The organism is Nesterenkonia sp. AY15, from assembly GCF_022565855.1.
Taxonomy (GTDB): Bacteria; Actinomycetota; Actinomycetes; order Actinomycetales; family Micrococcaceae; genus Nesterenkonia.
The window spans coordinates 136,034-159,582 of record NZ_JAJOYV010000005.1; the positions used below are offsets into that span (position 1 = coordinate 136,034).

The 23,549-nt window shown below is 67.7% G+C and carries 21 protein-coding genes; 8 read left to right on the plus strand and 13 right to left on the minus strand.

Features of this window, described 5'->3' with window-relative positions; all coding sequences use genetic code 11:
• Positions 1 to 17: 17 nt before the first annotated feature.
• Together LSI54_RS09320 and LSI54_RS09325 are read left to right on the plus strand one after the other, a co-directional pair.
• Positions 18 to 1,742 (plus strand): DNA-3-methyladenine glycosylase 2 family protein, encoded by a 1,725-nt coding sequence (locus LSI54_RS09320; RefSeq protein ID WP_241478219.1) that lies wholly within the window; start codon positions 18 to 20, stop codon positions 1,740 to 1,742.
• Positions 1,729 to 2,325, plus strand: a complete 597-nt coding sequence (locus LSI54_RS09325; protein ID WP_241478220.1) for a methylated-DNA--[protein]-cysteine S-methyltransferase — start codon at positions 1,729 to 1,731, stop codon at positions 2,323 to 2,325. The genes LSI54_RS09320 and LSI54_RS09325 overlap by 14 nt, the downstream gene beginning before the upstream one ends.
• Here the strand turns inward: LSI54_RS09325 and LSI54_RS09330 are convergent.
• Entirely contained in the window at positions 2,243 to 5,548 is a 3,306-nt protein-coding gene (locus LSI54_RS09330) for a DNA polymerase III subunit alpha (protein WP_274617592.1), read from the minus strand. The two genes, LSI54_RS09325 and LSI54_RS09330, sit on opposite strands and share 83 nt — an antisense overlap.
• Positions 5,545 to 5,895: a hypothetical protein gene (locus LSI54_RS09335; RefSeq protein ID WP_241464628.1), complete on the minus strand. Its 351-nt coding sequence runs from the start codon at positions 5,893 to 5,895 to the stop codon at positions 5,545 to 5,547. Before LSI54_RS09335 ends, LSI54_RS09330 begins: the two co-directional genes overlap by 4 nt.
• A 277-nt stretch (positions 5,896 to 6,172) precedes the next feature.
• Between LSI54_RS09335 and LSI54_RS09340 the strand changes: the two genes are divergently transcribed.
• Positions 6,173 to 6,682, plus strand: coding sequence for a DUF805 domain-containing protein (locus LSI54_RS09340; protein WP_241464627.1), 510 nt, complete (start codon positions 6,173 to 6,175; stop codon positions 6,680 to 6,682).
• Here the strand turns inward: LSI54_RS09340 and LSI54_RS09345 are convergent.
• The 5 genes from LSI54_RS09345 to LSI54_RS09365 all read right to left on the minus strand — a co-directional run bounded on the left by LSI54_RS09345 (position 6,665) and on the right by LSI54_RS09365 (position 11,160).
• On the minus strand, positions 6,665 to 6,988 hold the full coding sequence (locus LSI54_RS09345) for a hypothetical protein (protein WP_241478222.1): 324 nt from the start codon (positions 6,986 to 6,988) through the stop codon (positions 6,665 to 6,667). The genes LSI54_RS09340 and LSI54_RS09345 overlap by 18 nt on opposite strands.
• A gap of 95 nt (positions 6,989 to 7,083) precedes the next feature.
• Positions 7,084 to 7,596, minus strand: coding sequence for a flavodoxin family protein (locus LSI54_RS09350; protein ID WP_241464626.1), 513 nt, complete (start codon positions 7,594 to 7,596; stop codon positions 7,084 to 7,086).
• Positions 7,597 to 7,875: 279 nt separating this feature from the next.
• The gene (locus LSI54_RS09355; RefSeq protein ID WP_241464625.1) at positions 7,876 to 9,366 is read right to left on the minus strand and encodes an NCS2 family permease; all 1,491 of its coding nucleotides are present in this window, start codon (positions 9,364 to 9,366) and stop codon (positions 7,876 to 7,878) included.
• Positions 9,367 to 9,430: 64 nt separating this feature from the next.
• Positions 9,431 to 10,705 carry an ion channel protein gene (locus LSI54_RS09360; protein ID WP_241478223.1) on the minus strand — a complete coding sequence of 425 codons (1,275 nt, stop codon included), beginning with the start codon at positions 10,703 to 10,705 and terminating at the stop codon, positions 9,431 to 9,433.
• A gap of 50 nt (positions 10,706 to 10,755) precedes the next feature.
• A complete protein-coding gene (locus LSI54_RS09365) occupies positions 10,756 to 11,160 on the minus strand; it encodes a phage holin family protein (RefSeq protein WP_241476188.1) in 405 nt (134 codons plus the stop codon).
• 201 nt (positions 11,161 to 11,361) lie between these two features.
• Here LSI54_RS09365 and LSI54_RS09370 point away from each other — a divergent pair, with 201 nt between their 5' ends.
• Entirely contained in the window at positions 11,362 to 12,627 is a 1,266-nt protein-coding gene (locus LSI54_RS09370; RefSeq protein WP_241464622.1) for a phospholipase D-like domain-containing protein, read from the plus strand.
• Between the two features lie 4 nt (positions 12,628 to 12,631).
• On the opposite strand, the gene LSI54_RS09375 is transcribed toward LSI54_RS09370, so the two are convergent.
• From LSI54_RS09375 to LSI54_RS09385, 3 genes are read right to left on the minus strand one after another with little or no spacing between them, the layout of a single operon-like run.
• Positions 12,632 to 13,525, minus strand: a complete 894-nt coding sequence (locus tag LSI54_RS09375; protein ID WP_241478224.1) for an oxidoreductase — start codon at positions 13,523 to 13,525, stop codon at positions 12,632 to 12,634.
• 55 nt (positions 13,526 to 13,580) lie between these two features.
• Positions 13,581 to 14,315, minus strand: coding sequence for a response regulator (locus LSI54_RS09380; RefSeq protein WP_241464620.1), 735 nt, complete (start codon positions 14,313 to 14,315; stop codon positions 13,581 to 13,583).
• A complete protein-coding gene (locus LSI54_RS09385; protein WP_241464619.1) occupies positions 14,312 to 15,940 on the minus strand; it encodes an ATP-binding protein in 1,629 nt (542 codons plus the stop codon). The genes LSI54_RS09380 and LSI54_RS09385 overlap by 4 nt, the downstream gene beginning before the upstream one ends.
• A 204-nt stretch (positions 15,941 to 16,144) precedes the next feature.
• On the opposite strand from LSI54_RS09385, the gene LSI54_RS09390 reads away from it, so the two are divergent.
• Positions 16,145 to 17,620, plus strand: coding sequence for a CitMHS family transporter (locus tag LSI54_RS09390; protein WP_241476191.1), 1,476 nt, complete (start codon positions 16,145 to 16,147; stop codon positions 17,618 to 17,620).
• 43 nt (positions 17,621 to 17,663) lie between these two features.
• Here the strand turns inward: LSI54_RS09390 and LSI54_RS09395 are convergent, their stop codons facing one another.
• Positions 17,664 to 18,221: a dihydrofolate reductase family protein gene (locus LSI54_RS09395; RefSeq protein WP_241464617.1), complete on the minus strand. Its 558-nt coding sequence runs from the start codon at positions 18,219 to 18,221 to the stop codon at positions 17,664 to 17,666.
• Positions 18,222 to 18,399: 178 nt separating this feature from the next.
• Between LSI54_RS09395 and LSI54_RS09400 the strand changes: the two genes are divergently transcribed.
• Both LSI54_RS09400 and LSI54_RS09405 read left to right on the plus strand, forming a co-directional pair.
• Positions 18,400 to 18,828, plus strand: coding sequence for an ArsR/SmtB family transcription factor (locus LSI54_RS09400; protein WP_241478225.1), 429 nt, complete (start codon positions 18,400 to 18,402; stop codon positions 18,826 to 18,828).
• Positions 18,825 to 20,471 carry a SulP family inorganic anion transporter gene (locus tag LSI54_RS09405; RefSeq protein WP_241478226.1) on the plus strand — a complete coding sequence of 549 codons (1,647 nt, stop codon included), beginning with the start codon at positions 18,825 to 18,827 and terminating at the stop codon, positions 20,469 to 20,471. Before LSI54_RS09400 ends, LSI54_RS09405 begins: the two co-directional genes overlap by 4 nt.
• A 28-nt stretch (positions 20,472 to 20,499) precedes the next feature.
• Here LSI54_RS09405 and LSI54_RS09410 read toward each other — a convergent pair whose 3' ends face one another.
• Positions 20,500 to 21,780 carry an MFS transporter gene (locus LSI54_RS09410; RefSeq protein WP_241464614.1) on the minus strand — a complete coding sequence of 427 codons (1,281 nt, stop codon included), beginning with the start codon at positions 21,778 to 21,780 and terminating at the stop codon, positions 20,500 to 20,502.
• A gap of 7 nt (positions 21,781 to 21,787) precedes the next feature.
• Positions 21,788 to 22,261 carry an Lrp/AsnC family transcriptional regulator gene (locus LSI54_RS09415; RefSeq protein ID WP_241464613.1) on the minus strand — a complete coding sequence of 158 codons (474 nt, stop codon included), beginning with the start codon at positions 22,259 to 22,261 and terminating at the stop codon, positions 21,788 to 21,790.
• Between the two features lie 464 nt (positions 22,262 to 22,725).
• Between LSI54_RS09415 and LSI54_RS09420 the strand changes: the two genes are divergently transcribed.
• Positions 22,726 to 23,508 (plus strand): LysM peptidoglycan-binding domain-containing protein, encoded by a 783-nt coding sequence (locus LSI54_RS09420; RefSeq protein ID WP_241478227.1) that lies wholly within the window; start codon positions 22,726 to 22,728, stop codon positions 23,506 to 23,508.
• Positions 23,509 to 23,549: the final 41 nt, after the last annotated feature.

The following is a 23,549-nucleotide window of genomic DNA, read 5'->3' on the forward strand; positions in this document are numbered from 1 at the left end:
GAGGTGGAATGGAAGACATGGACCAGGAGGAAGTATTCGAGCGCCGCTACCGGGCCGTGAGGTCCCGGGATCGCCGCTTCGACGGGCAGTTCTACACCGCGGTCTCCTCCACGAGGATCTACTGCCGCCCCTCCTGCCCGGCGCAGACCCCGAAGCCTGAGAACATCACCTTCTACTCCACCTCCGCCGCCGCGCACGAGCACGGCTACCGGGCCTGCAAACGGTGCCTGCCCGAGGCTGCCCCGGGCACCCCGGAGTGGAACACTCGCCAAGACCTGGCCGGCCGCGCCATGCGGCTGATCCGCGAAGGCACGATGAACGACGGCGGAGTGGAGGCCCTCAGTGCACGGCTCGGTTACAGCAGCCGTCACCTGCACCGAACCCTGAGCGCCGAACTGGGGGCGGGACCACTGGCGCTGGCCCGGGCCCACCGGATCCACCTGGCTCGCAGTCTGCTGGTCGGCACGTCACTGCCGATCACCGAGATCGCCTTCGCTTCCGGGTTCTCCTCGGTGCGCCAGTTCAACGACACGGCGCGAAGTGTCCTCGGCGCGGCGCCCCGGGAGATCCGCCAGCGAGCCCACCGGTCCGCCGGCACCGCCCGGGAGTCCGCAGAAGCCGGCGGGTCCAGCGGGTTCACCGAATCGAGTCTGGTCCGCCCGTTCGGCGCCGATTCGCCTCCTGCTCAGCGCCTTGCCCTGCGCCTCGCCCTGCCGGTGCGGGACCCCTTCAACGCGGTGGCGCTCTTCACCTTCCTGGCTGAACGTGCGATCCCCGGTGTGGAGTTCACCCAGCTCGACGGCGAGGCGCTGGTCTACGCGCGCACCCTGCGGCTGGCCCACGGACCGGCCGCGATCCAGGTCACCGCAACCCCGGCCAGCCCAGGCCAAGCCCGGGACGACCCTGCACCCTCATGCCTGCACTGGCGACTGCACCTGGAGTGTGAACTCAGCGCCTGGGCGGATATTCCCGCCGCCGTCGCCGTGGCGCGTCGGCTCTTCGACCTCGACGCCGACCCGCTCGCCGTCGGCGCCGCACTCTCCACCGACCCCGCGCTGGCTCCCCTGGTCGCCCGCTCCCCCGGGCTGCGGATCCCTGGCACCGCCGATGGCCCGGAATACCTGATCCGCGCCATCGTGGGCCAACAGATCTCGGTGGCGGCCGCCCGCACGCATCTGAGCCGGCTCGTCGACGCGCTGGGCACCGAGCACGCGTCGTCCTTCGCGGGGCTGTCCCGGCTGTTCCCCACCGCGGAGCAGATCTCCGCCGGGGTCCCGGCGCCGCCGTCGCGCGCCGGTTCCGACCCGCCAGCCCTGGACCCGGAACGGCCGCTGCGACTGCCCGCCCGCTCCATCACCACCGTGCGCACCGCGGCGGCGGCCCTGACCAGCGGAGCGCTCGGCGTGCACCAGGGGGCAGACACCCGGGAGCTGCATGATCAGCTCACCGCCATGCCGGGCATCGGGCAGTGGACCGCCTCCTACCTGATGCTGCGCGTGCTGGGCGACCCTGATGTCTGGATGACCGGCGACGTCGTCCTGCTCAACGGCGCCAAGAAGCTCGGCCTGCTGGAGCCGGGGCTGAACAAGGCTGCCGCGCATCGAACTCTGGAGTCTCATGCCCGGCGCTGGTCGCCCTGGCGGTCCTACGCCGCGATGCACCTGTGGCAGACGGCAGCCACCCCACCAGCTCACACCCACCACGTCATACCTGAAAGGACTCTTCAGCATGAGAATCCTTGACACAAGATTGCAGCATGTCAGTCTCACAACTCCTGATGGACCTTTCAGCTTGGTGGCTGATGACAGTCACGTCCTGGCCTCCGGATGGACCTGTGATATCACCTCCCTGGTTGAGCTGATCCATCCCGAGCTGCGGGAACGCACCGGCCACAGGGATCCCGCACCGGATGCTGAGACTCCGCAGCCACCTGGCCCTTCGGTGCTGGACCAGGCGGTCGAGGCGATGGAGGCCTATTACGCCGGTGACACCTCCGCCGTGGACAGCGTCCCGGTGCAGCAGCGCTCGGGACCCTTCCGTGAACACGCCTGGGAGGTGCTGCGCCAGGTGGCGCCGGGAGCCCCGCTGACCTACGCCGGGTACGCCCAGCGAGCGGGACGTCCTGCGGCGGTCCGAGCGGCGGCCGGGGCCTGCGCGATGAACGCGGCGGCGCTGTTCGTGCCCTGCCATCGGGTCATCCGCACCGACGGCGGGCTCGGCGGCTTCCGCTACGGGGTGCAGATCAAGCAGAGCCTGCTGCAGCGGGAAGCCGCCCCGGCACGGTCTCCCCACGCAGATCCCAGGCGCGGGTCGCCTGCACGGTGACCGCCCGCGGTCCGGTGCGCCGAATGGTGCCCTCGGCGATCAGCATCTTCGCCGCGAAGAGACACTCCCCGGTGTTGCGCTGGGCCTCCTCGAAGAAGCTCAGGTCCACGCAGCCGGTGCCGTCGTCGAGGGTGATGAACACGACCCGTTTGCCCGAGGCCATCGGCGGGGTCTGGGTGGCCACCCGGATCCCGGCGACCCGGACGGTGGCGCCGTTGCGCAGGGACAGCAGGTCTTCGGCGAAGGTGACCCCGGCGGCCTGCAGCACCGGGTGATGGAAGTCCATCACGTGCCCGCTGGTGTCCAGCGAGGTCAGGTCCAGCTCGGTGGTGACGATCTCCCGGGCCTCCAGCTCCCCCGCACCGGTGGGCATGTTCGCGATCTCCACGTCCCCGATGGGCAGCGACAGCTGACCCTGGACCTGGCGCACCGGCAGCTTCTTGGCGTACTCCAGGTTGGTGGACTCCACCCACTGGATGAGGTCCTTGCGGTTCTTCCGACCCTCCGGCAGCAGGCAGTCCAGGGCGCCCACCTTGGCCAGATCGCGCAGCGTGGAGCGTTTCAACCGGGACCGGTCGCGCAGGTCCGCCAGCGAGGCGAAGGGCTGCTCCGCCTCGATCCGGCGCAGCTCGGCCTTGGAGATCCCCTTCAGCCCGATCAGCGACATCCGGATACCCCACACCGGCAGCCCCGCCACCGAGGTCGCCTCCACGTGGTAGCTGCTGGTGGAGCGGTTGACGTCCATCGGCAGCAGCGGGATCTTCAGCCGGCGGGCCTCGGAGACCAGCAGCCGCAGCGGGTACATGCCCGGGTCATGTTCGAAGAGTCCACAGAGGAAGTGCGCGGGGTGATGGGTCTTCAGCCAGGCCGACTGGTAGGTGGGCACGGCGAAGGCCGCCCCGTGGGCCTTGCAGAATCCGAAGCTGCCGAAGCTGAGCAGGATCTCCCAGACCCGGTCGATCACCGCGGCGGAGTAGCCGCGCTTGACCGTCTCCTCGCGGAAGAAGATCTCCACGGGTCCTGACTTGTCCTTGCTCATCGCGCGGCGCAGCTCATCGGCCACGTCCAGGCCGCAGCCGGTCATGGTGTCGAAGATCCGCAGCACCTGTTCGTGGAAGACCACCACCCCGTAGGTCTCGTCGAGGATCTCGGCCAGATCGGGGTGCGGGTAGCCCACCGTCTCGTAGCCGTGGCGGCGTTCCAGGTAGGGCTTGACCATGCCAGAGCCCATAGGCCCGGGGCGGAACAGCGAGATGTCCACCACCAGGTCATTGAGCGTCTTGGGCACCAGCTTGCCGATCAGCTCGCGCTGCCCGGGGCTCTCGATCTGGAAGCAGCCCAGGGTATGGGTGGATTGGATCATCGCGAAGGTCGCGGGATCGGCATAGTCCACGTCTTTGACCATGTCGATCACCTCCCCGGTGGTGCGTTCGAGCTCGGTGAGGGCATAGGCGATCGCCGACTGCATCCGCACCCCGAGGATGTCGAGCTTGATGAACCCCATCGGGTCCATATCGTCCTTGTCGAACTGGCTCATCGGCAGCCCGTTGACGCCCGAGCGCTCCACCGGGGTGAGCTTGAGCAGGTTGTCGTTGCCCAGGATCACGCCGCAGGGGTGGGTGGAGATGTGCCGAGGCAGCCGGTCCAGGCGTTCGGAGAGGTCCACCAGCAGGTCCAGCTGCTGGCGTCCGGAGCTGCGTTCGGTCTCGATCCGCTCGGCCAGGCTCTGCAGCTCGGGCTTCTCCTGAAGGGCGCGGCGGAACTCCCGGGCGGGGAAGCGCCACATGATCTCCGCCAGCTGGTCGATCTCCTCCTCGGGGAGCCCCAGTGCGAGCCCGGCGTCCCGGACCGCGCCGCGGATCCGGTAGGCGTTCTGCATGCTCATCAGGGTGACCCGCTGGGCCCCGAAGCGTCTGAACACGGCTCGGTAGATCCGGTGCCGCTCGGAGGACTCCACGTCGATGTCGATATCGGGAAGGGTGGAGCGCCGGCGGGAGAGGAAGCGTTCGAAGATCAGTCCGTGCTGCAGCGGATCGATGGGGCTGATCCCCAGCGCGTGGACCACCAGCGAGGAGACCGCCGAGCCGCGGGCCGCGGCACGGACCCCCATCTCGCGGATCAGCCGGGCCACCTCGGCCACGGTCAAGAAATAGGGGGCGAAGCCGAGGTCGGCGATGATGCTCAGCTCGTGCTCCAGCCGCGCCCGGGCCACACCCGCGCTTCTCTGGTCAGCGCTCGCTTCGGCCGCGCTCTCCTGGGCGAGCATCTCCGCCAGGCCTGCTTCGCAGCGGGCGCGCAGCTCCTCATCCGGATCTCCCTCGATCCCGATCACGGAGGTCTCGGGCACCTTGGGCTGGCCCCAGCCCATGTCCGTGACCGGATCCAGCTGGCACTGGCGCCCCAGCGCCTCGGTGTTGACCAGCAGCTCCTCGGCCGGGATCGGGGTGCTGCTGGCCGCGCAGATCTCTGCGGCCAGTGCCTTCATCTCCGCGGCCGGTTTCAGCCAGCCCTGATCGGTGGGCTGCAGCGCCGAGGTGCTGTGCAGGTCCGAGAGCACCCGCACGGCGTCCAACACATCAGCGGTGGCGGCCTCATCGGTGCTCAGCAGCCGCACCGCATTGGTCAGCACCGGGGTGACCCGGCTGACCTGGGCCGCGCTGAGCATCCGGACCGCATGGGCGGTGGACAGCGGCTCCCCCGGAGGCGCCAGATGGGAGACGACCTCCACCCGCAGCGCCTCGCCGAGCACCTCACGCCATTGGCGCAGCAGTGCCCGGGTGCTGCGGTAATCCCGTGAGGCCGCGGCGGCACCGATCTCGCTCTCCGGCCCGGCCAGGACGAACAGCCGACGGCGCACCTGGCCCTCCCCGGGTGACCCGCACTCGGCCAGATCCTGCAGGGTCACCCGGGCGGCCTCGCCCTGCGGGCGTTCGTGGGCGAGGGAGATCAGCTGACACAGCGCCGCATACCCTCCGGAGGCATTGCTGGCGAGGACCACGGCCCGGCCGCGGTCCTCCACGGCAAGGCTGACCCCGAGGATCGGTGCGATGCCCAGGTCGATGCAGGCGCCGAGGTGCTTGACCGCCCCGTAGAGCCCGTCACGATCGGTGATGGCCAGCGCCGTCATCTCATCCGCCGCGGCGGCGGCCACCAGTTCCTCAGGCCGATTGGTGCCGTAGTGGCTGCTGAAGGAGCTGGCCACATTCAGGTGGGTGAAGGTCAATGGACCCGCACCAGACGCCAGCGCCCGGAGGCCAGATGCCGGCTGACATCAATGGTGTGCACCTCGGCGGCCTCGGTGCGGGATGTGGCTTCAAGCTGGACCTGCAGCCGCCAGATCTCATGAGCCACCAGTCCGGGGCGACCTCGCTCGGCACGGGGCTCCTCCAGCCACCAGCTGCGCCGCTGATACCAGCGGACAGGGGCTTCGACCACGAGGTGCCTCCGCTCTTTCCAGATCACCCGATGGGGCAGGAACTGCTCGTCGCATTCAACATCGATGGATTCGGTGAGCGTCACCGCTCCGCGGCGGGGTGCTCGGTCGGCTTCGGGACGAATAACAGTGGACATGGGCATGCTCCCTCTTTCATGTCTCCAAGAGGTATGACGAAGCCGATGGGAAGCCCGGAAGCCTCATCGTATTCGAACATACATTCGATAGCAACAGAGGTGAGCCTAGGACCGGGCACGGACACGGGTCACTGCACGGCAGCCGTCCCGCATGAGATCGGCCAAAAAAGTCAATAGGACCAAAGACTCTTTATTTCATGACAAAAAACGATCAGAGTGTGCTCAATCGAGACGGTCTCTCGACCCTTTCTCCGCATGAGCAGATCGAGGAGGTGCAATGCAGTCATACGCCGGTCAGACCACGTGGCCAGTGGGCGATGTCTACGGGCCAGACGCGACACTCTCGTCCTTCTTCGAGAACTACGTCCAGTTCAGGGGCTACTCCACCCGCCCGGAGTTCTGGTGGCCCTTCCTGTTCCTGATCCTCGTCCACGCCGCCATCGGGATGACGGCCATCATCACCATCAGCACACTGTTCGCCCAAGATATAGTGACCGACGCGCAGAACCTCTTCGGGATCGCTGGCTTCTCCCCCAGCGTCTGGCTCGAAGGCTTCGGCGCGGTCTTCGCAGCCGCCATCCTCTGCCTGCATCTGCTCATCGCGGCGCTCACCATCCCCCCGCTGCTCGCTGTCACCTGGCGCCGACTCCACGACTCCGGGCTCCCCGGGTCGATGTTCTTCCTCGGGTTCATTCCCATCGTCGGATGGTTCGTGGTGCTGGTCCTCCTCATGCGGGCCTCCGCCCCGGAGAAGCACCACGCAGAGTTCTCAGCCGCCTGGTATTGACGTCATCGTCCCGGCATGGACCTGGCCTGAGCCACTCACCGGGCCCGCGAGCAGGCGAGCTGGCGAACCAGCGGTGAAGACGATCGTCGGGATGAGCACGGCCAGCCACGGCAGGGCCCACCACCACAGACCCAGGGCCAGCAGTCCCAGTTTGAAGAGTACGACCCCGCTGAGGCCGAGGAGCCTGCGGCGTGGGTTCCGTGACAGCGCCGATACCCCGATCACGGCTTCATAACCCACGCCCAGCACAGCGCCCCAGACCTGCGGGTGCGCACCAAAGGTGCGGTCCCACAGATTGTGAAGCACGCCGAACCTCCAGGGCGAGAGGTCCGCGAGCCAGGTCCCGAGCATCGAATAGACCTCAGGCTTCACCGGGACCAGAAGCGCGAGGGACGCTCCGATCAGGCCACACGGGAGCTCTCCGGCAACCGCTGAGCCAGCTCGGCACCCCATTTCGTGGCTCGGTCGATCTCCCCGGGCAGGACGGGGCCCTCATAGCCCTCGACGTAGAAGCTCTCTGGTTTCGCAAGCAGCGAGGCGCCGCGGCTGCGCAGCAGCTTTGCGGCCTTCTTGCTGGCCGCACCTGGGAGGTTCGGATGGCGGACATGGGTGTCGAACACCGCGACCGGCAGGTGGACGTCGCCGGCGGCGCTGATCCACTCCCGAAGTCCCGTCTCCCCGGGGTGTCCGCCACGCCTAGCGGCCTCCTCGCGAGTCTGTGGTCGGCTCAGCCCGAAGGCATGGGTCGGGGCGCCGACGACGAGCAGGTCGGCTTTGACCATGTCGGCAGGCGGGGCGAAGCTGACATCGAGGACCATCCCGATATCAATGGTGGCGGCCAGTCCCTCCGCCACCGCCTCGGCGATGATCTTGGTGTTTCCCCACGCGGACTCGTAGACGATGACAGCATCCATGATGTCGTTCTCCTTTCAGGGCCCATCTTCTCGCCGCCGCTCAGGAGGGCACCAGGACCTTAAGTCCCATGTTCCGTGACAGCTGCGGATACGCGGCGCTGTGCCCGGTCGGGACTTCGGGAGGCTCGGATCTGGTGCCGGAGCCTCAGCGACCGTGTCGAAGACGCGATCCACCGACGCGTTGATCCGGATGCTTCCCGTGACCCGTGCCACGCTCACATGCCAGGCGAGCCGCACGCCGCAGGACCACGTTGCACGCATGCCCGTTCTGCAGCGGGGTCAGCCGACTCCCAGAGCCTCCTGGATGGGCCCGGAGATGAAATAGAGCACGAACAGCGCCGCGGTGACGTACATCAGCGGGTGCACCTCACGCCATTTGCCGCGGAAGACCTTGATCGCCACGTAGCTGATGAATCCTGCGCCGATGCCGTTGGTGATCGAGTAGGAGAAGGGCATGACCACGATGGTCATGAAGGCGGGGATCGCCATCTCCACATCGGTCCAGTCGATCCGCACGATCTGCTGCATCATCAGGAAGCCGACCAGCACCAGGGTGGCTGAGGCCGCCTCGGTGGGGATCACGGCGGCCAGCGGGGCCAGCACGATGGTGGCCAGGAAGAGCACGCCGGTGACCACGTTGGCCAGACCGGTCCGCGCGCCGTCGCCCACGCCAACGGTGGACTCGATGAACCCTGAGTTCACCGAGGTGGAGCCCACGCCGCCACCGATGGTGCCCACCGCGTCGGCGACCATGATCCGGCGGGAGTGCGGGATCTCGCCGTCGGCGTCCTTGATCCCGCCGGCGTTGGAGACGCCCACCATCGTGCCCAGCAGGTCGAAGAAGTTGGCCAGCAGCAGGGTGAAGATCGCGAGGGTGGCCGCGACCACGCCGATGCTCTGCCAGGAGCCCAGCAGGTTGAAGTCACCGATCAGGCTCAGGTCCGGCATGGTCAGCCAGTCCTGGTTCAGCGTCGGGACGGTCAGGCCCCAGCCGTAGGGGTTCTCGGTGCCGTCTGCGGCAGTCTGCGGACCGATGCGGAACACCGATTCCAGGGTGATCGCGAGCACCGTGGCGCCCACGATCGAGTAGAGGATCGCGCCGCGAACCTTCGCGGCCCACATGGCGAACAGGGCGAACATCGCGATGAGGAAGATGAAGATGGGCCAGCCGAAGAGGGAGCCGCCGACGCCGAGCTCCAGTCCGGTGCCCTGATTGTTCTGGATGAAGCCGGCGTTGACCATGCCGATCAGGGCGATGAAGAGCCCGATGCCCACGCTGATCGCGATCTTCAGCGCGCCGGGGACGGCGTTGAAGATGGCGGAGCGGAAGCCGGTGAGCACCAGGACCAGCAGGATCACACCTTCGATGACCACCAGTCCCATGGCATCGGCCCAGGTCATGCCCGGGAGCACGACGATGCCGTAGGTGATGAAGGCCGAGAGCCCCAGCGAGGAGGAGACGGCCATCGGGAACTTGCCGATCACGCCCATCAGGATGGTCATCAGACCAGAGATCAGTGAGGTCGCGGCGGCGACGGCGGGCAGGTTCGGTTCCGAGCCGCCGCCGAGGAAGTTCCCGGTGGAGTCGGCTGAGGCACCGATGATCAGCGGGTTCAGCACGATGATGTAGGACATCGCGAAGAAGGTGGCCAGTCCGCCGCGCACCTCCCGACCGATGCTCGAGCCGCGGGCGGTGATGTGGAAATACCGGTCGAGGGTCCCGAGCTGCCGGGGCGCGGAAGTCTGGGAGGCGGGGGTCTGAGTGCTCACGGAGCACTACCTTATTGCCCCGTGAGTAGTTCCGACCAACGGAACTCACCAGACGAGACCGGAGTCACGCGGATACCTGATGATCCGCCGTGGGAACCAGCATCTTCGGTGCGCCCATGACGAGGAGCCACACGGGCAGGACCACCACGCACAGGACGGCCAGAACCGAGATGTCCCCGACCACGACGACGGCGATGAACAGCGCGATCCACCCGTCGCGGGATTCGGCGAGCACGGCCCCGAGGATCCCGCAGGCGAGCGCCAGACCCAGCGGGACCTCGGGCATGAGCGACTGAGCCACGAGGCCCACCGCTGCTCCGATGAAGACCGCAGGGAAGATGCGGCCTCCGCGGAATCCGGCCGTGGCTGCCACGAGCAGCGCCGTCAGCTTGACCGCAACGATGAGCAGCAGCTCTGCGGTGGTCAGGTCCTCGGCACCTCGGATGAGATCTGCCATCTGCTGGCCGCCCTTGAACAGCGTCACCGGCCCGCCGAGCGCCCCGAGTCCCCCGAGGATGACTCCGCCCAACGTGGTGTAGAGCAGCGGGCTCCGCAGCCTGCGAAAACTCTCATGCAGCGCCCTGAAGACGGAGGCCCCTGCGAGAATGACCAGCGCGGCGGCACAGGCGACGAGCGCGCCGGTCAGGAGATCCGACGGATGCGGCGCCCCGAGGGGCGGCATGTCCGTGGCCCCGAACTGGGGGCCGTCGAGCATACGCACCGTCAGGGAGCCGGTCGCCGCGGCGAGGAGCGGCAGGAAGAGTCTGTCCCAGAGCGCGCCCCCGGTGTTGGCAGCCGCCACTACTCCGGTCAATACCAGCGCGGCGGCCACCGGCGTTCCAAACAGGGCCCCGATGGTTCCCGCAGCCGTCATCAGCATCACCAGCTTCACGTCGATGCGCGGCCAGAATCTCACGATCACCGCCACCAGTATGGCCGTGTTGATCGCGATGATGGGCGATTCTGGACCGAGGCTGACGCCTCCGGCCAGCACCAGCAGGCTCACGAGGATGAGTCCCGGCACGGCGGCGAGCGGCAGCGGCGGCGCCAGCAGCTCCACGGTGGCAGAGTCACGTCCGCCGCGACCAGGGGCGAAGGTACAGACCACCCCGACCGCCAGACCCACCCCGCTCAGGACCGCAAAGATCCACCAGCCCGAGTCGGGATCAAGGTTGAACAGGCCGGGGAGGTCCACCCATAGGACGTGTTCAAGCAGGTGAGCTGTTCCCTCCACGAGGAACAGCCCCAGCGCCGAGACGACACCGATGAGGATCGCCGGGACCGACAGTCTCAGCAGCGTGGTCGCGGTCGGCGTCGCCTGGCTGTTCACACCGGGCATCGCTCCGGGCTCCTTCTGTTCAGGACCACCGGTGCCACCGGCCGCTGGGCTCATGCGAGGGCTTGGCGGATGTTCTTCTCCTCAGCGCGCTTATCCCACCAGCGCTTGAGCACGAGGTACCCGAGGATCCATGTGCCCAGAGCCGTGATGATCCAGACCACCAGAGGCGTCAAGATCCACGCCATCGGCGTGGAGAGCGTGAGACCGTCCGTCACGAGGGTCGCAACCCATACGGCCAGAAGGGTTGAGACCAGGCCGACCGCGCCGAGGATTGCGGAGGCGTACTGGCGGGCCATGTTGAACACGAACGGACCCAGGATGGCCTGCGCCAGGACGAAGACGACGACGGCGGTGACGAATCCCGCCGGCTGGAGGGTCACACCATCGATCAAGGTTCCGGCCACCAGCATTGCGACGGCGGCCATCACCACATTGATCGCGGCCTGAAGCAACATGCGCACCATGACAGGCTCTCTTCCGGGTGCGGCCGGCTGGGTCCAACTGGCCGGAACCCTGTGTAGAAGGTGACACGGACCCAGTCGATGACTCCATGAGAGACCCTGGCGGCCACCAGGTCAAGAGGTGTCGGCTGGCGGGGCATCCAGTGTGACGCGTCCACCACGTGTGTGAATGCTCCGGCCAATTAGAGTGGCTCCATGAGCTTCCTGATGCACAAGCGACACCTCGTCAGCCGTCGGTCTCCGCGCAAGACTCTTCCGCTTGCGGTCGCGGCCTCCGCCCTGGCGGTTCCGACGGTGGCGGCACTCTCGGTGGTGGCGGTGGATCTCTTCAAGCACGGCCAGCGCAAGGATCGGGACGCTCCCCGCCCAGGAACGTTCCACACCGAGGTCGAAGAGTCCCCGATGCGCATCTACACCGATGGTGAAGCGCTCTATGGGGACATGCTCGAGGCCATCGGCGCGGCAGAAGATTCGGTTCTGATGAAGACCTATATCTGGAAGAACGATGAGGTCGGCCAGCAGTTCATCGACGCCTTCAACGCGGCGGCTCGTCGCGGAGTGGAGGTGTTCATCATCTATGACGGATTCGCGAACCTCGTGGTGCCGCGTTCCTTCTACGCGCAGCTCGATGAGGACATCCGGGTCTATCGCATGCCGGCGGCGGGACGAAGCTTCTGGAAGGCTCCCATTCGGTCCACAGGCTTCAATCACTCCAAGATCCTCGTCGTGGACGACGCGGTCGGTTTCGTCGGCGGATACAACATCGGCTCTCTCTACGCGAAGAAATGGCGCGACACCCACCTCCGCGAGGTGGGCCCCGCCGTCTGGGGGCTCCGTCAGACGATCGCGCGACTGTGGAACGAGGATCGACCCGCGGCGGAGCGGATTTCTTGGATCGCCCCGGACAGCTGGGATCCGTCGGTCCGCGTCGTCGCCAATCTGCCGGTGGACCTGGTGTACCCGATCCGCAACATGTACTTGAAGGCCATCGAGCGAGCCAACGAGCGGATCTGGATCTCGACCCCCTACTTCATCCCGGACCAGCAGATCCTGCGAGCATTGAAGCTCGCCGCGGAGCGCGGCGTGGACGTGCAGGTCATGGTGCCCAAGGATTCGAACCACGTGCTCGCGGACTGGGTGTCCCGAGGCTTCTTCGGGGAGATGCTCGATTCCGGCATCTCGATCCTGCTCTACGCGAGCAGCATGATGCATTCGAAGACCGCGACGATCGACGGCGAGTGGTCAACGATCGGCACGGCCAACATCGACAGGTTGTCGCTGTCCTTCAACTACGAGTCCAACGTCGAAGTCATCGACCCAGGGTTCGCCGCCGAGATGGAGAAGGTCTTCCAGAGCGACAGCGAGCACTGCGAGGTCGTGAGTGCTGATACCTGGCGGGAACGCCACCCGATGGCGCGCGCGACGGAGTGGGCGCTGATCCCGCTGCGGCCGGTGCTCTGATCCGCTACTCCGGGTCCAGACCGAAGCCGACGCCGGTGAGCTCCTCTGAGGCCTCCCAGAGCCTGTGCGCCAGAGCGGGGTCGCTGGCCTTCGATGAGCGCCCGACCAGGCAAGGACTGCCGTGCAGCTCCCATCGCCCGTCGGGACCGACGTAGCTGGCCCCTGGCAGGTCCTGAGTCGCGGCAAACAACGTGGGCACAGCACCTTGTTCGCTGGTCTGCGCCAAGAGCCGTCCGGCGAGATTGACCGTGGCCACCAGCGGCCTGCTGCGCCCCTGTATGCCGAGATTCGTGTCTGAATACCCGGGATGCGAGGCCTGCGACTGCACCGCGGACCCGGACCGGCGCAGCCTACGCTCCAACTCAAGGGTGAAGAGCAGGTTCGCAAGCTTCGACTGACCGTAGGTCTCGGCGAGCGAGTATCGGCGGGTGCGCAGCGCGAAGTCCTCGAAGTAGATGTCACCGGCCCGGTGCGCCCCGGAGGCGAGGGTGACGACCCGGTCGCGCAGATGCGGCAGCAGTAGATTCGTCAGCGCGAAATGCCCCAGATGATTCGTGCCGAACTGCAGGTCAAAGCCGTCCTTGGTCACCGCACCTCGACCTCCCGCGACCCCCGCATTGTTGATCAGCAGGTCCAGCGGGCCGTTCCAGGATCGAGCGAAGGCCCGCACCGAAGACAGGTCGGCCAGATCGAGATGGCGAACCTCGGTGCTGCCGGACATGGTCGCCGCAGCCGTGCGCCCGCGCTGAGTGTCACGCACCCCCAGCACCACATGGGCCCCGGCCTGGGCCAGGGCGGTCGCCGTCGCGAACCCGACCCCGCTGGTGGCACCGGTCACGACTGCCGTGCGCCCGTGAAGCACCGGAAGGTCTGCCGCGGTCCAGCTCTGCATGTCCATGGCTTGAGCCTAGTCAGCCCGGGATCAACTCAGACACCTCGGAGCAGCGACACCCTCAGGGCACCCACGTATAGCGGTGCTCCGGCCGCCCGGCCTGGCCGTAGCGCAGGGCGAGCTCCGCCCGGCCTTCCGCGCACAGATGCTCCAGGTACCGGCGGGCGGTGACCCGGGCGATCCCGGTGATCTCGGAGACCTCGACGGCAGAGACGTCGCCGTCTCGCGAGCGCAGCGCCTCCGCCACCCGCTCGGCGGTGGCGGGAGTCAGGCCTTTGGCCATGGACCGTGAGGCCATGGGCCGTGTCATCCCGAAGAGCGCGTCGACGTCGTTCTGGGTGACGGTGGACATCGCCGCCATCCGCTTGCGCGCGGCGGCGTATCGTTCGAGCTGATCACGCAGCTGGCGCAGCGGGAAGGGCTTGATCAGGTAATGCAGCGCACCCAGCGCCATGGCCGTGCGCACATGCTCGACGTCGCGCAGCGCAGTGATCAGCACGACGTCGACGACGCCCACCTCGCGCAGCCATGCGGAGCTCCTGAGCTCCTCGAGCACCGTCAGCCCTGTGCGATCGGGCAGGAAGAGGTCAAGCAGCACCAGGCCTGGCCGGTGCCGACGCACCGCTTCCAGCGCTTCCGCGGCGGTGTGCGCGGTGGCCACCACGGTGAACCCGGGCATCGAGTCGACCAGGTCGCGGTGGTTCCGGGCCACGCGCACGTCGTCATCGACGATCAGCACCGGAATCGGGGCGGCTGACCCAGGCCCGCCGGAGGTCATGCCGGTGGAGGTGCTCATGCGCTGATCACCTCCGCTCGCACCGGCAGGTAGGCGCAGAAGGTGGTCTCGTCCTCGTGTTCCACCGTCACCGACCCGCCGCGTCGCATGCAGGCCTGGTGCACCAGCGCCAGGCCCAGGCCGCGCCGTCCGGAGGGGTCCTTGGTAGAACGTCCGATGCTGAAGACCTCTTCGGCGATCTCAGGGGCCAGGCCGGGACCTGAGTCGATGACCCTGACCTCCACGAGCCCGTCGGTGACCCCGCCGTGGCGCCGGACCATCAGCTCCACCCGAGCATCCGCACGAGCGTCCGCGCCGGCCGCGTCCATGGCATTGTCGATCAGGTTGCCGATCACCAGCAGCAGGTCATCACGCAGATCCTGGGGCTGATCCGAGGGCAGCTGGGAAAGCTCAGAGAGGCTGAACTGCACTCCGCGTTCAGCGGCCTGGACCGATTTGGCAAGCACCAGCGCCGCCACGGTCATGTCCTCGATCCGGGCGGCGATCTCCGCGTCGGCGCCGGAGGTGGCCAGGGAGAGCTCGGAGAGGTATTCCTGGGCCTGGTCCACGCCGCCCAGCTCGAGCATCCCTGCGACGGTGTGCAGCCTGTTGGCGAATTCGTGCCGCTGGGCGCGCAGCCCGTCGGTGACGGTGCGGGCGCCGTCGAGCTGGTCGCTGAGCCGGGTGAGCTCGGTGCGGTCGCGCAGGGTGACGACGACGCCGCCGTCGTCCTCGCGCACCCGCACCGGCCTGCGGTTGCAGACCAGGATCAGCCCGTCCACGCTCAGCAGCAGGTCCTCCCCCGGCTCCGGACCGGTCAGCACCACCTGGGCCTCGGCGCTGAGGCCCAGCTGCGCGGGGGTGCGGCCGAGGTGATCGGGGGGCAGGCGAAGCAGCTCGCGGGCCGGGGTGTTGGCCAGCACCACGCGTCCGTCGCGGTCCAGGCCGATCACACCTTCGCCGATGGCATGCAGCAGCGCCTCCCGGCCGTCGAGCAGCGCCGTGATCTCACGCGGCTCCAGGCCATGGGTGTCGGCGCGAAGCCGTCGGGCGAGCATTCGGGCGCCGACCGCGCCGATGCCGACGGCGAGCGCCGCGGCCCCGAGGATCAGCGGGAGCTCCTGGATGGAGGCGAGCCGCACCTCGGAGGCGAGCACGCCCACCGAGACGAAGCCGATGACCTCTTCGGCGTCGTTGGTGATCGGCACCCGGGCGCGCATGGTGAGCCCGGCGTGGCCGTGCTCCACACCGGTCCAGGTCTGCCCGGCCAGCACGGGGGTGGGATCCAGCTCTGGGCGTCCGCCGATCGCCTCAGGGTCCGGGTGGGACTGCCGGATGCCGTCGGCGTCAGCGATCATGATGTATTCATACCCGCTGGCGACCCGCAGCGTCTCCGCCCAGGGCGCCAGGATCTCCGCGGGGTCTTGGGTCTGCAGCGCGTCCTGAACCGTGGCCATGACTGCCACAGATTCGGCCATGGTGAGCACCCGCTCCTCGTACTGCGCGCGGACCTCCAGGTACTGGTTGATCCCCCAGAGCAGGCTGACCAGGGTCACCGCGCCGACGAGCAGCATGATGTTCCAGCGGAAGAGCCGGTGGGCCAGGGAGACCTCACGGGTGGCAGCGGGCGCGGGCGATGACTCCATGGGCACTGCTCCCTCCTGGCGCTGCGGGTCTGTGTTGATCGTTGCGCTGATGGTGCCGCGCAACACCGATCCATGAGACCAATATGACCAATATTGCGTGGACATGCACAAAACTGTGGGCCCGATCACATCCGTTCCATGCTGTCACGTGGCTCACATCTCTGCCGCTGATCGATCCCCACACCCGCATCGAGGAGAAAAATCATGCTCAGCCTAATCGGCCTGGCAGTGATCGTCACCATGACGACGCTGCTGATCATGGGGCGCATCGCCCCGATCGTCGGACTGACCGTGATCCCCTTTGCGGGCGCGCTCCTGGCCGGCTTCACCTTCACCGAGATCGGTGACTTCTTCGGCGAAGGCATCGGTTCGGTGCTCGACGTCGCGGTGATGCTGATCTTCGCGATCTTGTTCTTCGGCATCATGAACCAGGCCGGGCTCTTCGACCCGCTGGTGCGGCTCACCGTGCGCCTGACCCGCGGCAACGTGATCGCCATCTGCGTGGGCACGGTCCTGCTTGCAGCGGTCTGCCACCTCGACGGTGCTGGCGCCTCGACCTTCCTGATCGTGATCCCGGCCCTGCTGCCGCTCTACCGGCACTTGGGCATGAGCCCCTACCTGCTGCTGCTGCTGGCCGGGATGAGCATGGGTGTGCTGAACATGCTCCCCTGGGGCGGACCTGTGGCGCGTTCCGCCGCCGTCGTCGACATGGATCCGATCGAACTCTGGCGCGGCCTGATCCCGGTGCAGATCCTCTGCCTGGTGATGCTCGTGGTGACCGCGGTCCTGCTGGGTCTGCGCGAGCAGCGCCGGATCGCCGCCCGCGGCGGAGCCCCGGTTGACGCCGAGACCCGCTCCGGTGGACAGAGCGAGGACCGGGTCGAGGAGCGCGAGCTCGTCTCCGCGTCGACCTCCAGCACCAGCAGCACCGCCGGTGGAACCCCTCGGGGCACGACCTCGGGCCGCACGAGCAACACCCCACCGGCCGGCACGGCCGCCGATCAGTACAGCGGCGAGGCCGATGACCTCTGGGGCGGGAACGAGACCGGCGTGACGACCCCGCGGTGGCGCATGATCGTGAACACGGTCCTGGTCCTGGGCATGCTCGCCCTGCTGGTCTCGGACCTGCTGCCGGCCCCGCTGGCCTTCATGCTCGGCCTCAGCGCCGCCCTGGTGATCAACCACCCCAAGGTCAGCGACCAGATGGAGGCGCTGAAGGTCAACGGCGGGGCCGCCGTCACCACCGGCGCGATCGTGCTCGCCGCCGGCTGCTTCCTGGGCATCCTCGAGGAGTCGGGCATGTTGGAATCCCTCGCCACCGACGCCGTCGCGATCCTTCCCGCCGCCCTGGTCCCCTACCTGCATCTGATCGTCGGAGTCTTCGGCCTGCCGCTGGAGCTGCTGCTCAGCACCGACGCCCACTACTTCGCACTGCTGCCGGTGGTGGAGGGCGTCTCCACCCAGGCCGGCGTGAGCACCATCGCAGTGGTCTATGCGGTGCTGGTGGGCAACATCATCGGCACCTTCATCAGCCCGTTCTCTGCCGCGCTGTGGCTGGCGCTCGGGCTGGCAGGCTGCGACATCGGCAAGCACATCCGTTACTCCTTCGTGCCGATGTGGATCTTCTCGGTGGTCGCCCTGGTGCTCGCCCTGGTGCTCGGCCTGATCCCCTGGAGCTGACCGGGTCCGCGGGGCAGGTCAGCAGGTCCGGCAGCGGGGCAGGTCAGCGGGTCCGGTAGCGGGCGTAGATGAGCCCGACGTCGAAGCTGCGCTGCTCCACCAGCTCCAGGTCCAGGCGGATGCCGTCGGGGAAGAACCGCTTGCCTCCGCCCACCACGCTGGAGGTGATGAACAGGTGGTACTCATCGACCAGGCCCGCCTTGATCGCCTGGGCGGCGAGGTTCGGGCCGTCCACGCTGAGGTCGTGATCTGACTCGGCCTTGAGCCGGCGCACCGCCTCGGGGTCGAAGCTGCGCTCGAGTCGGGTCTTCGCACTGGAGACCGACTCGAGCGTGGTCGAATACACGATCTTCTCGGCCGCCTGCCAGTCGAGGGCGTACTGGCGGATGTGCGGCGGGATGTCGGGCAACGTGTGGGCGGTCTCCCAGAAGAGCATCGTCTCGTAGACCCGGCGGCCGTAGAGGAACGTGCGCACCGGGCGGAAGAGGTCCCCGATGAAGGTGTGCACCTCCGGGCTCTCCGCTCCGGTGCCCAGATCCCCCTCTGCGGCCTCGGCGTAGCCGTCGAGTGAGGTGATCATCGAATAGATCAGCTTGGCCATGGTCCGCTCCGTGTCTGTGTCCGAGGCAGTGTCGGAGTCGAGGGAGTTGGGTTCCAGGCCAGACTGCGAGTCGGGCCGTCTCGAGTCAAGGGAGACCGGCCGTTCCCTCTCGTCACCCCAGCGCTATATGATGGATTTATAATTCAGTAAACTATCTGGCCGCTGCAAGGAGACGATCGTGGACGATCATGTCAATGGACGGGGCCCGCTGAACAAGGTCAAGGCGAACCTCTTCAAGGGGCTCTCCCATCCCGTGCGCATCCGGGTGCTGGAGCTGCTCTCCGTGCAGGCAGAGGTCTCGGTGACCGAGCTGCTCGCCGAGACCACACTGGAGGCCTCACACCTGTCCCAGCACCTGGCGGTGCTGCGGCGCTACGATCTGGTGGTCTCCCAGCGGCGCGGCCTGCAGATGTTCTACTCGCTGGCACACCCCCAGGTGGCGGAGCTGCTCGCCGTGGCGAAGGAGCTCCTCCAGGAGATTCTTCGCACCACCGAGCGGGACCTGGCCAGCGCGCTGTCCGCGGAACCATCAGCAGCCGCCACAGCGTCACCGGCGACTGTCACAGATTCATCCGTGGCCTCCGCCACCAGCAGCGGAACCCGATGAAGGCCGTGGCGTCCATCAGGGCGCTGTTGCCCAGGCGCGGCGACTACACGGAAGTCCCCCGCACCTGGAAGGGGGATCTCGTCGCCGGGGTCACCGTGGGCATCGTCGCCCTGCCGCTCGCGCTGGCCTTCGGGGTCAGCTCCGGCGCCGGGGCGGCGAGCGGCCTGATCACCGCAGTGGTGGCCGGATTCGTCGCCGCGGTGTTCGGCGGATCCAACGTGCAGGTCTCGGGCCCCACGGGAGCCATGGTGGTCGTCCTGGGCCCGGTGATCGCCTCCCAGGGCGTCGTCGCCCTGGCCGTGGTCACCGTCCTGGCCGGGCTGATGGTGATCGCGGCCGGGGCGCTGAAGCTGGGCCGGGTGGTCTCCTTCCTGCCCTGGCCGGTGATCGAGGGCTTCACCCTCGGCATCGCAGTCATCATCTTCCTGCAACAGGTGCCCGCCGCCTTCGGCGTGCTCGCTGGTCCCAGCGCCAACGCCGCGGTGTCCGCCGCGCAGAGCCTGGCCACCGTGCCCTGGCAGGAGATCGCAGCACCCGTGGGGCTCGTCGTGCTGGTCGCGGTGATCATGATCGGCGCCCCTCGCATCCACCCGCAGATGCCCGGTTCGATCCTGGCGATCATCGCCGCCACCGTCCTGGCCACCATGCTGGACCTGCCCACGGCCCGGATCGGGGCCCTGCCCGACTCCCTCCCCGCTCCGGTGCTGCCAGCCTTTGACGGCGCCACCCTCATGGCGCTGGCCGCCCCGGCAGCCACCATCGCAGCTCTCGCGGCGATCGAGTCGCTGCTCTCGGCTCGGGTGGCGACCTCCATCTCCGACACCGGCCCCTACGACGCCGACCGCGAGCTGGTCGGCCAGGGTCTGGCCTCGGTGGCGTCGGGCTTCTTCGGCGGCATGCCTGCCACCGGGGCGATCGCCCGGACGGCGGTGAACATCCGCTCCGGCGCCCGCACCAGGCTGGCCGCGATCATCCACGCGGCGGTGCTGCTCGGCGTCGTCTATCTCGCCACCGGCCCGGTCTCACAGATCCCGCTGGCCGCCCTGGCCGGGGTACTGATGGTCACCGCGGTGCGGATGGTCTCCACGGCCACCGTCCGCGCGATCGTGGGCTCCACCCGGGCGGACACCCTGGTCTTTCTCGTCACCGCGGTGATCACCGTGTCGCTGGACCTGATCGAGGCCGTACAGATCGGCGTCGTCATCGCTGCCTTCTTCGCGCTGCGCTCCATGGTCGCCACCAGCGGAGTGCATCGCGAGGTGATTCCTGGGCCGGCGCACTCCGGGGATGCACATATCGCGGTCTTCCGCCTCGACGGGGCGCTGTTCTTCGGCGCCGCTGAACGCGTCCTGGAGAAGGTCACCGAGATCCAGAACGTCGATGTGGTGATCATCCGGATGTCTCAGCTTCAGGTTCTGGACGCCACCGGAGCCCGTGTGGTGTCCGAGATGATCACGGCGCTGGAGCGGCGTGGCATCACTGTGCTGGTGAAGGGGATCCAGGAGCGACACCTGGCCCTGGTCACTCGGGTCGGGGTCCTCGAGTCCCTGCGGCACCACAAGCACCTGTTCGCCGAGCTGGGGCCCGCGGTTGAACACGCCCGCAGCCACGTGAACCGCAGCCGTGAGACCCGCTCGGACTGAGGTCTGCGCGCCCAAGTCGAGGTCAGCGTCAGAGCACGTCCACCCTGCGCCCGGCGAAGAGTCCCACCACCGCCATCACGACGATGGCGGCCACGATGATCCACAGCACCGGGGACCAGGAGCCGGTGAGCTCGAACAGCGTGCCGGCGAGCAGCGGACCCACGGCGGCGAGCAGATACCCCACGCCCTGGGCCATGCCGGAGAGGCGGCTTGCTTCCCCCGAGGTGCGGGCGCGCATGCTGATCAACGTGAGCCCCGCAAGGAGGTTCCCGCCGGAGGCGAAGCCTACGATCAGCGCCCAGGCCGGCATCGCCTCAGGCAGGAACAGGATCCCGAGCACTCCGACGAGCATGATGCCCGCCAGGGCCACGACGACCGCGCGCTGGTCCTGTGCGCGCTGCATGATCGGGCCCACCACCAGGCTCGCGACGATCCCGATGGCCTGATAGGCCCCCAGCCAGAAGCCGGCGGCCGCCTCGGTGACGCCGTGGGAGGTCTGGATGGCAGGGAACCAGGTCAGCATCAGGTAGAAGATCCCCGACTGCAGGGCGAAGTAGGCGGTGACCTGCCACGCCACCGCGGAGTGCCACATCGTTCCACCCGCAGACCCCGGCGCGGGCGCAGCCCCCAGCGCCGGCACCTCCGGCGCTGATGCCTCTGAGGCCGATACCTCTGAGGCTGCGAGGTCTGCCCCGGCCGGCGTGGGGGCTGACTCGGCGCGGCCGGCACGCGGGTCTTTGAACCGGACCCCCCACAGGGCGGCGGAGACCAGGGCGAAGACTGCCGTGACGCCGAGAGTGAACTCCCACCCCTTGGCCGCCGCCAAGGGCACCGCCGTGCCTGAGGCCACCGCCGCGCAGCCGACCAGCACCGCGGTGTAGAGCCCGGTCATGACCGGGACCCGGGCCGGGAAGTCGCGTTTGACCACCGCGGGAACCAGGACGTTGCCCACCCCGATGGCGGCACTGAGGATCACCGTGCCGGCGAAGAGCGAGAAGGCTCCCAGCGGAAGGGACCGCAGCAGCGTGCCGAGTCCGAGCAGCAGCAGCGAGACGAAGATGGTCCGCTCCAAGCCCCATCGGCGCCCGAGCGCAGCGACGAAGAGTGCGACGACGCCGAAGCCGAGGGCTGGAATGGCGCCGAGGAGCCCCAGTGCGGCCGGACCGAGCCCGGTGTCCTCGCCGATCCGCTCGATGAGCGGACCTACCGCGGTGATCGCGGGACGCAGATTGGCCGCCACGATCAGCACGGTGACGATCATCAGCAGCTGTGGATGACGCCCCGGAGGAGACGCGGGCGCCGCGCTCATGCGCGACTCACTCGTCGAAGGACTTCCCGGTGTCCAGATGCGGGCGCTGGCTCTTGATGATCTTCATCGGGAAGGCGGAGTCCGTGCCCTGCACCCCGGGGATGGTCAGCACCTTCTTGGTCAGGAACCGCTCATAGGCATGCAGGTCAGCCACCGCGACGCGGGCGAAGTAATCCGGTGAGCCGAAGAGTCGAAGCAGCTCGAGGACCTCCTCGTAACCAGCCATCGTGTCCTCGAAGCGTTCGACGGTCTCCCGGTCTCCCCATTTGAGCTCGATGTCCAGACCCACCTCGAAGGACTGTCCCAGCGATGCGGGGTTGATGTCTGCGGTGTACCCGAGGATGACGCCTTCAGCCTCGAGCCGCTGGACTCGGCGCAGACAAGGTCCCGCGGTGAGTCCGACCTTCTGGGCCAACGCCGCGTTAGAGATTCGTCCATCTTCACGCAGCGCGGAAATAATTGCGCGATCCACACCGTCCATCATCTGATTCTTGCACCAGATCTGACTCGATGCCGGTTCCGGCCTCAAAATTCCCACAATGTGGAAGCGGGGCCCCGGAGCGACATCACGGCGATGCGACGGCGGCTCCACCAGAATCTGGTACTCACATGTTATTCACAGGAACATTGATAACGAGAGGGTAACGCTGTGTCAACGCCGTGATTCCGGGGTTTTTGGGTGCGCGACGGCGCTGAAACCCCGGTTGACGCAATCAAACCGAGACCTTTTACTGGTTAACGGACATCTTCTGTGATGCCGCTGTAACGACTGGGCCTCCGTTCCCAGGCCCCGCACACAGCATCCAGAAGCACCGGAACCGGCTACCCACCACCGTCCATGCCGGTTCGGGTGAAATTTGACCGCCACACAAAATGAAGGCGGACGGTGACACGAGGACGGCCCGGGAGGGTCACGAGTGCAGGGACTTCGGGATTCAAACTCTCATGCAGACCAAGCAGACTTTCAAGAAGGTTCTCGGCGGCGGACTCGCTGCTGCCACGCTCGCCGGCGCAGCCGTCGTCGCCCAGGCTCCTGCCGCAAGCGCCTCCGGCCAGTGGGACCAGCTCGCAGAGTGCGAGTCCAATGGCAACTGGTCGATCAACACCGGCAACGGCTACTACGGTGGCCTGCAGTTCTCGCAGCAGTCCTGGCAGGCAGTGGGCGGCTCCGGTCTCCCCAGCGATGCCAGCAAGTCTGAGCAGATCAACCGCGCCCACGCTCTCTGGGAGATCCAGGGCTGGGGCGCATGGCCTTCCTGCACCTCACAGCTCGGCCTTTCCGGCACCCCGAGCAGCGGCGGCGGCTCCTCCGCTCCTGCCGTTGCGTCGGCCCCTCAGCAGTCCGCTCCTGAGCAGGAGGCCCCCGCGCCGGCTCCCGAGCCAGCACCAGCACCTGAACCAGCACCCGCTCCCGCTCCCGAGCCAGCACCCGCTCCCGCTCCCGAGCCAGCACCTGTCGAGCAGGCACCTGTCGAGCAGGCACCTGTCGAGCAGGCACCCGTGGAGCAGGCACCCGTGGAGCAGGCTCCAGTGGAGCAGGCACCACAGCAGGCCGAGGTCCAGGTCTCCGGTGAGACCTACACCGTGCAGGCCGGCGATTCGCTGTCCAGCATCGCCAATGCTCTTGGTCTCGACTGGAACGACATCTGGAACGCCAACACCGATACCGTCCAGGATCCCAACCTGATCTTCGTCGGCGATCAGCTGAAGCTGCCCGCCGCGGGCTGATTCAACTTGTGCCGCCAGGCACACCACTAGGGGGGCGTCAG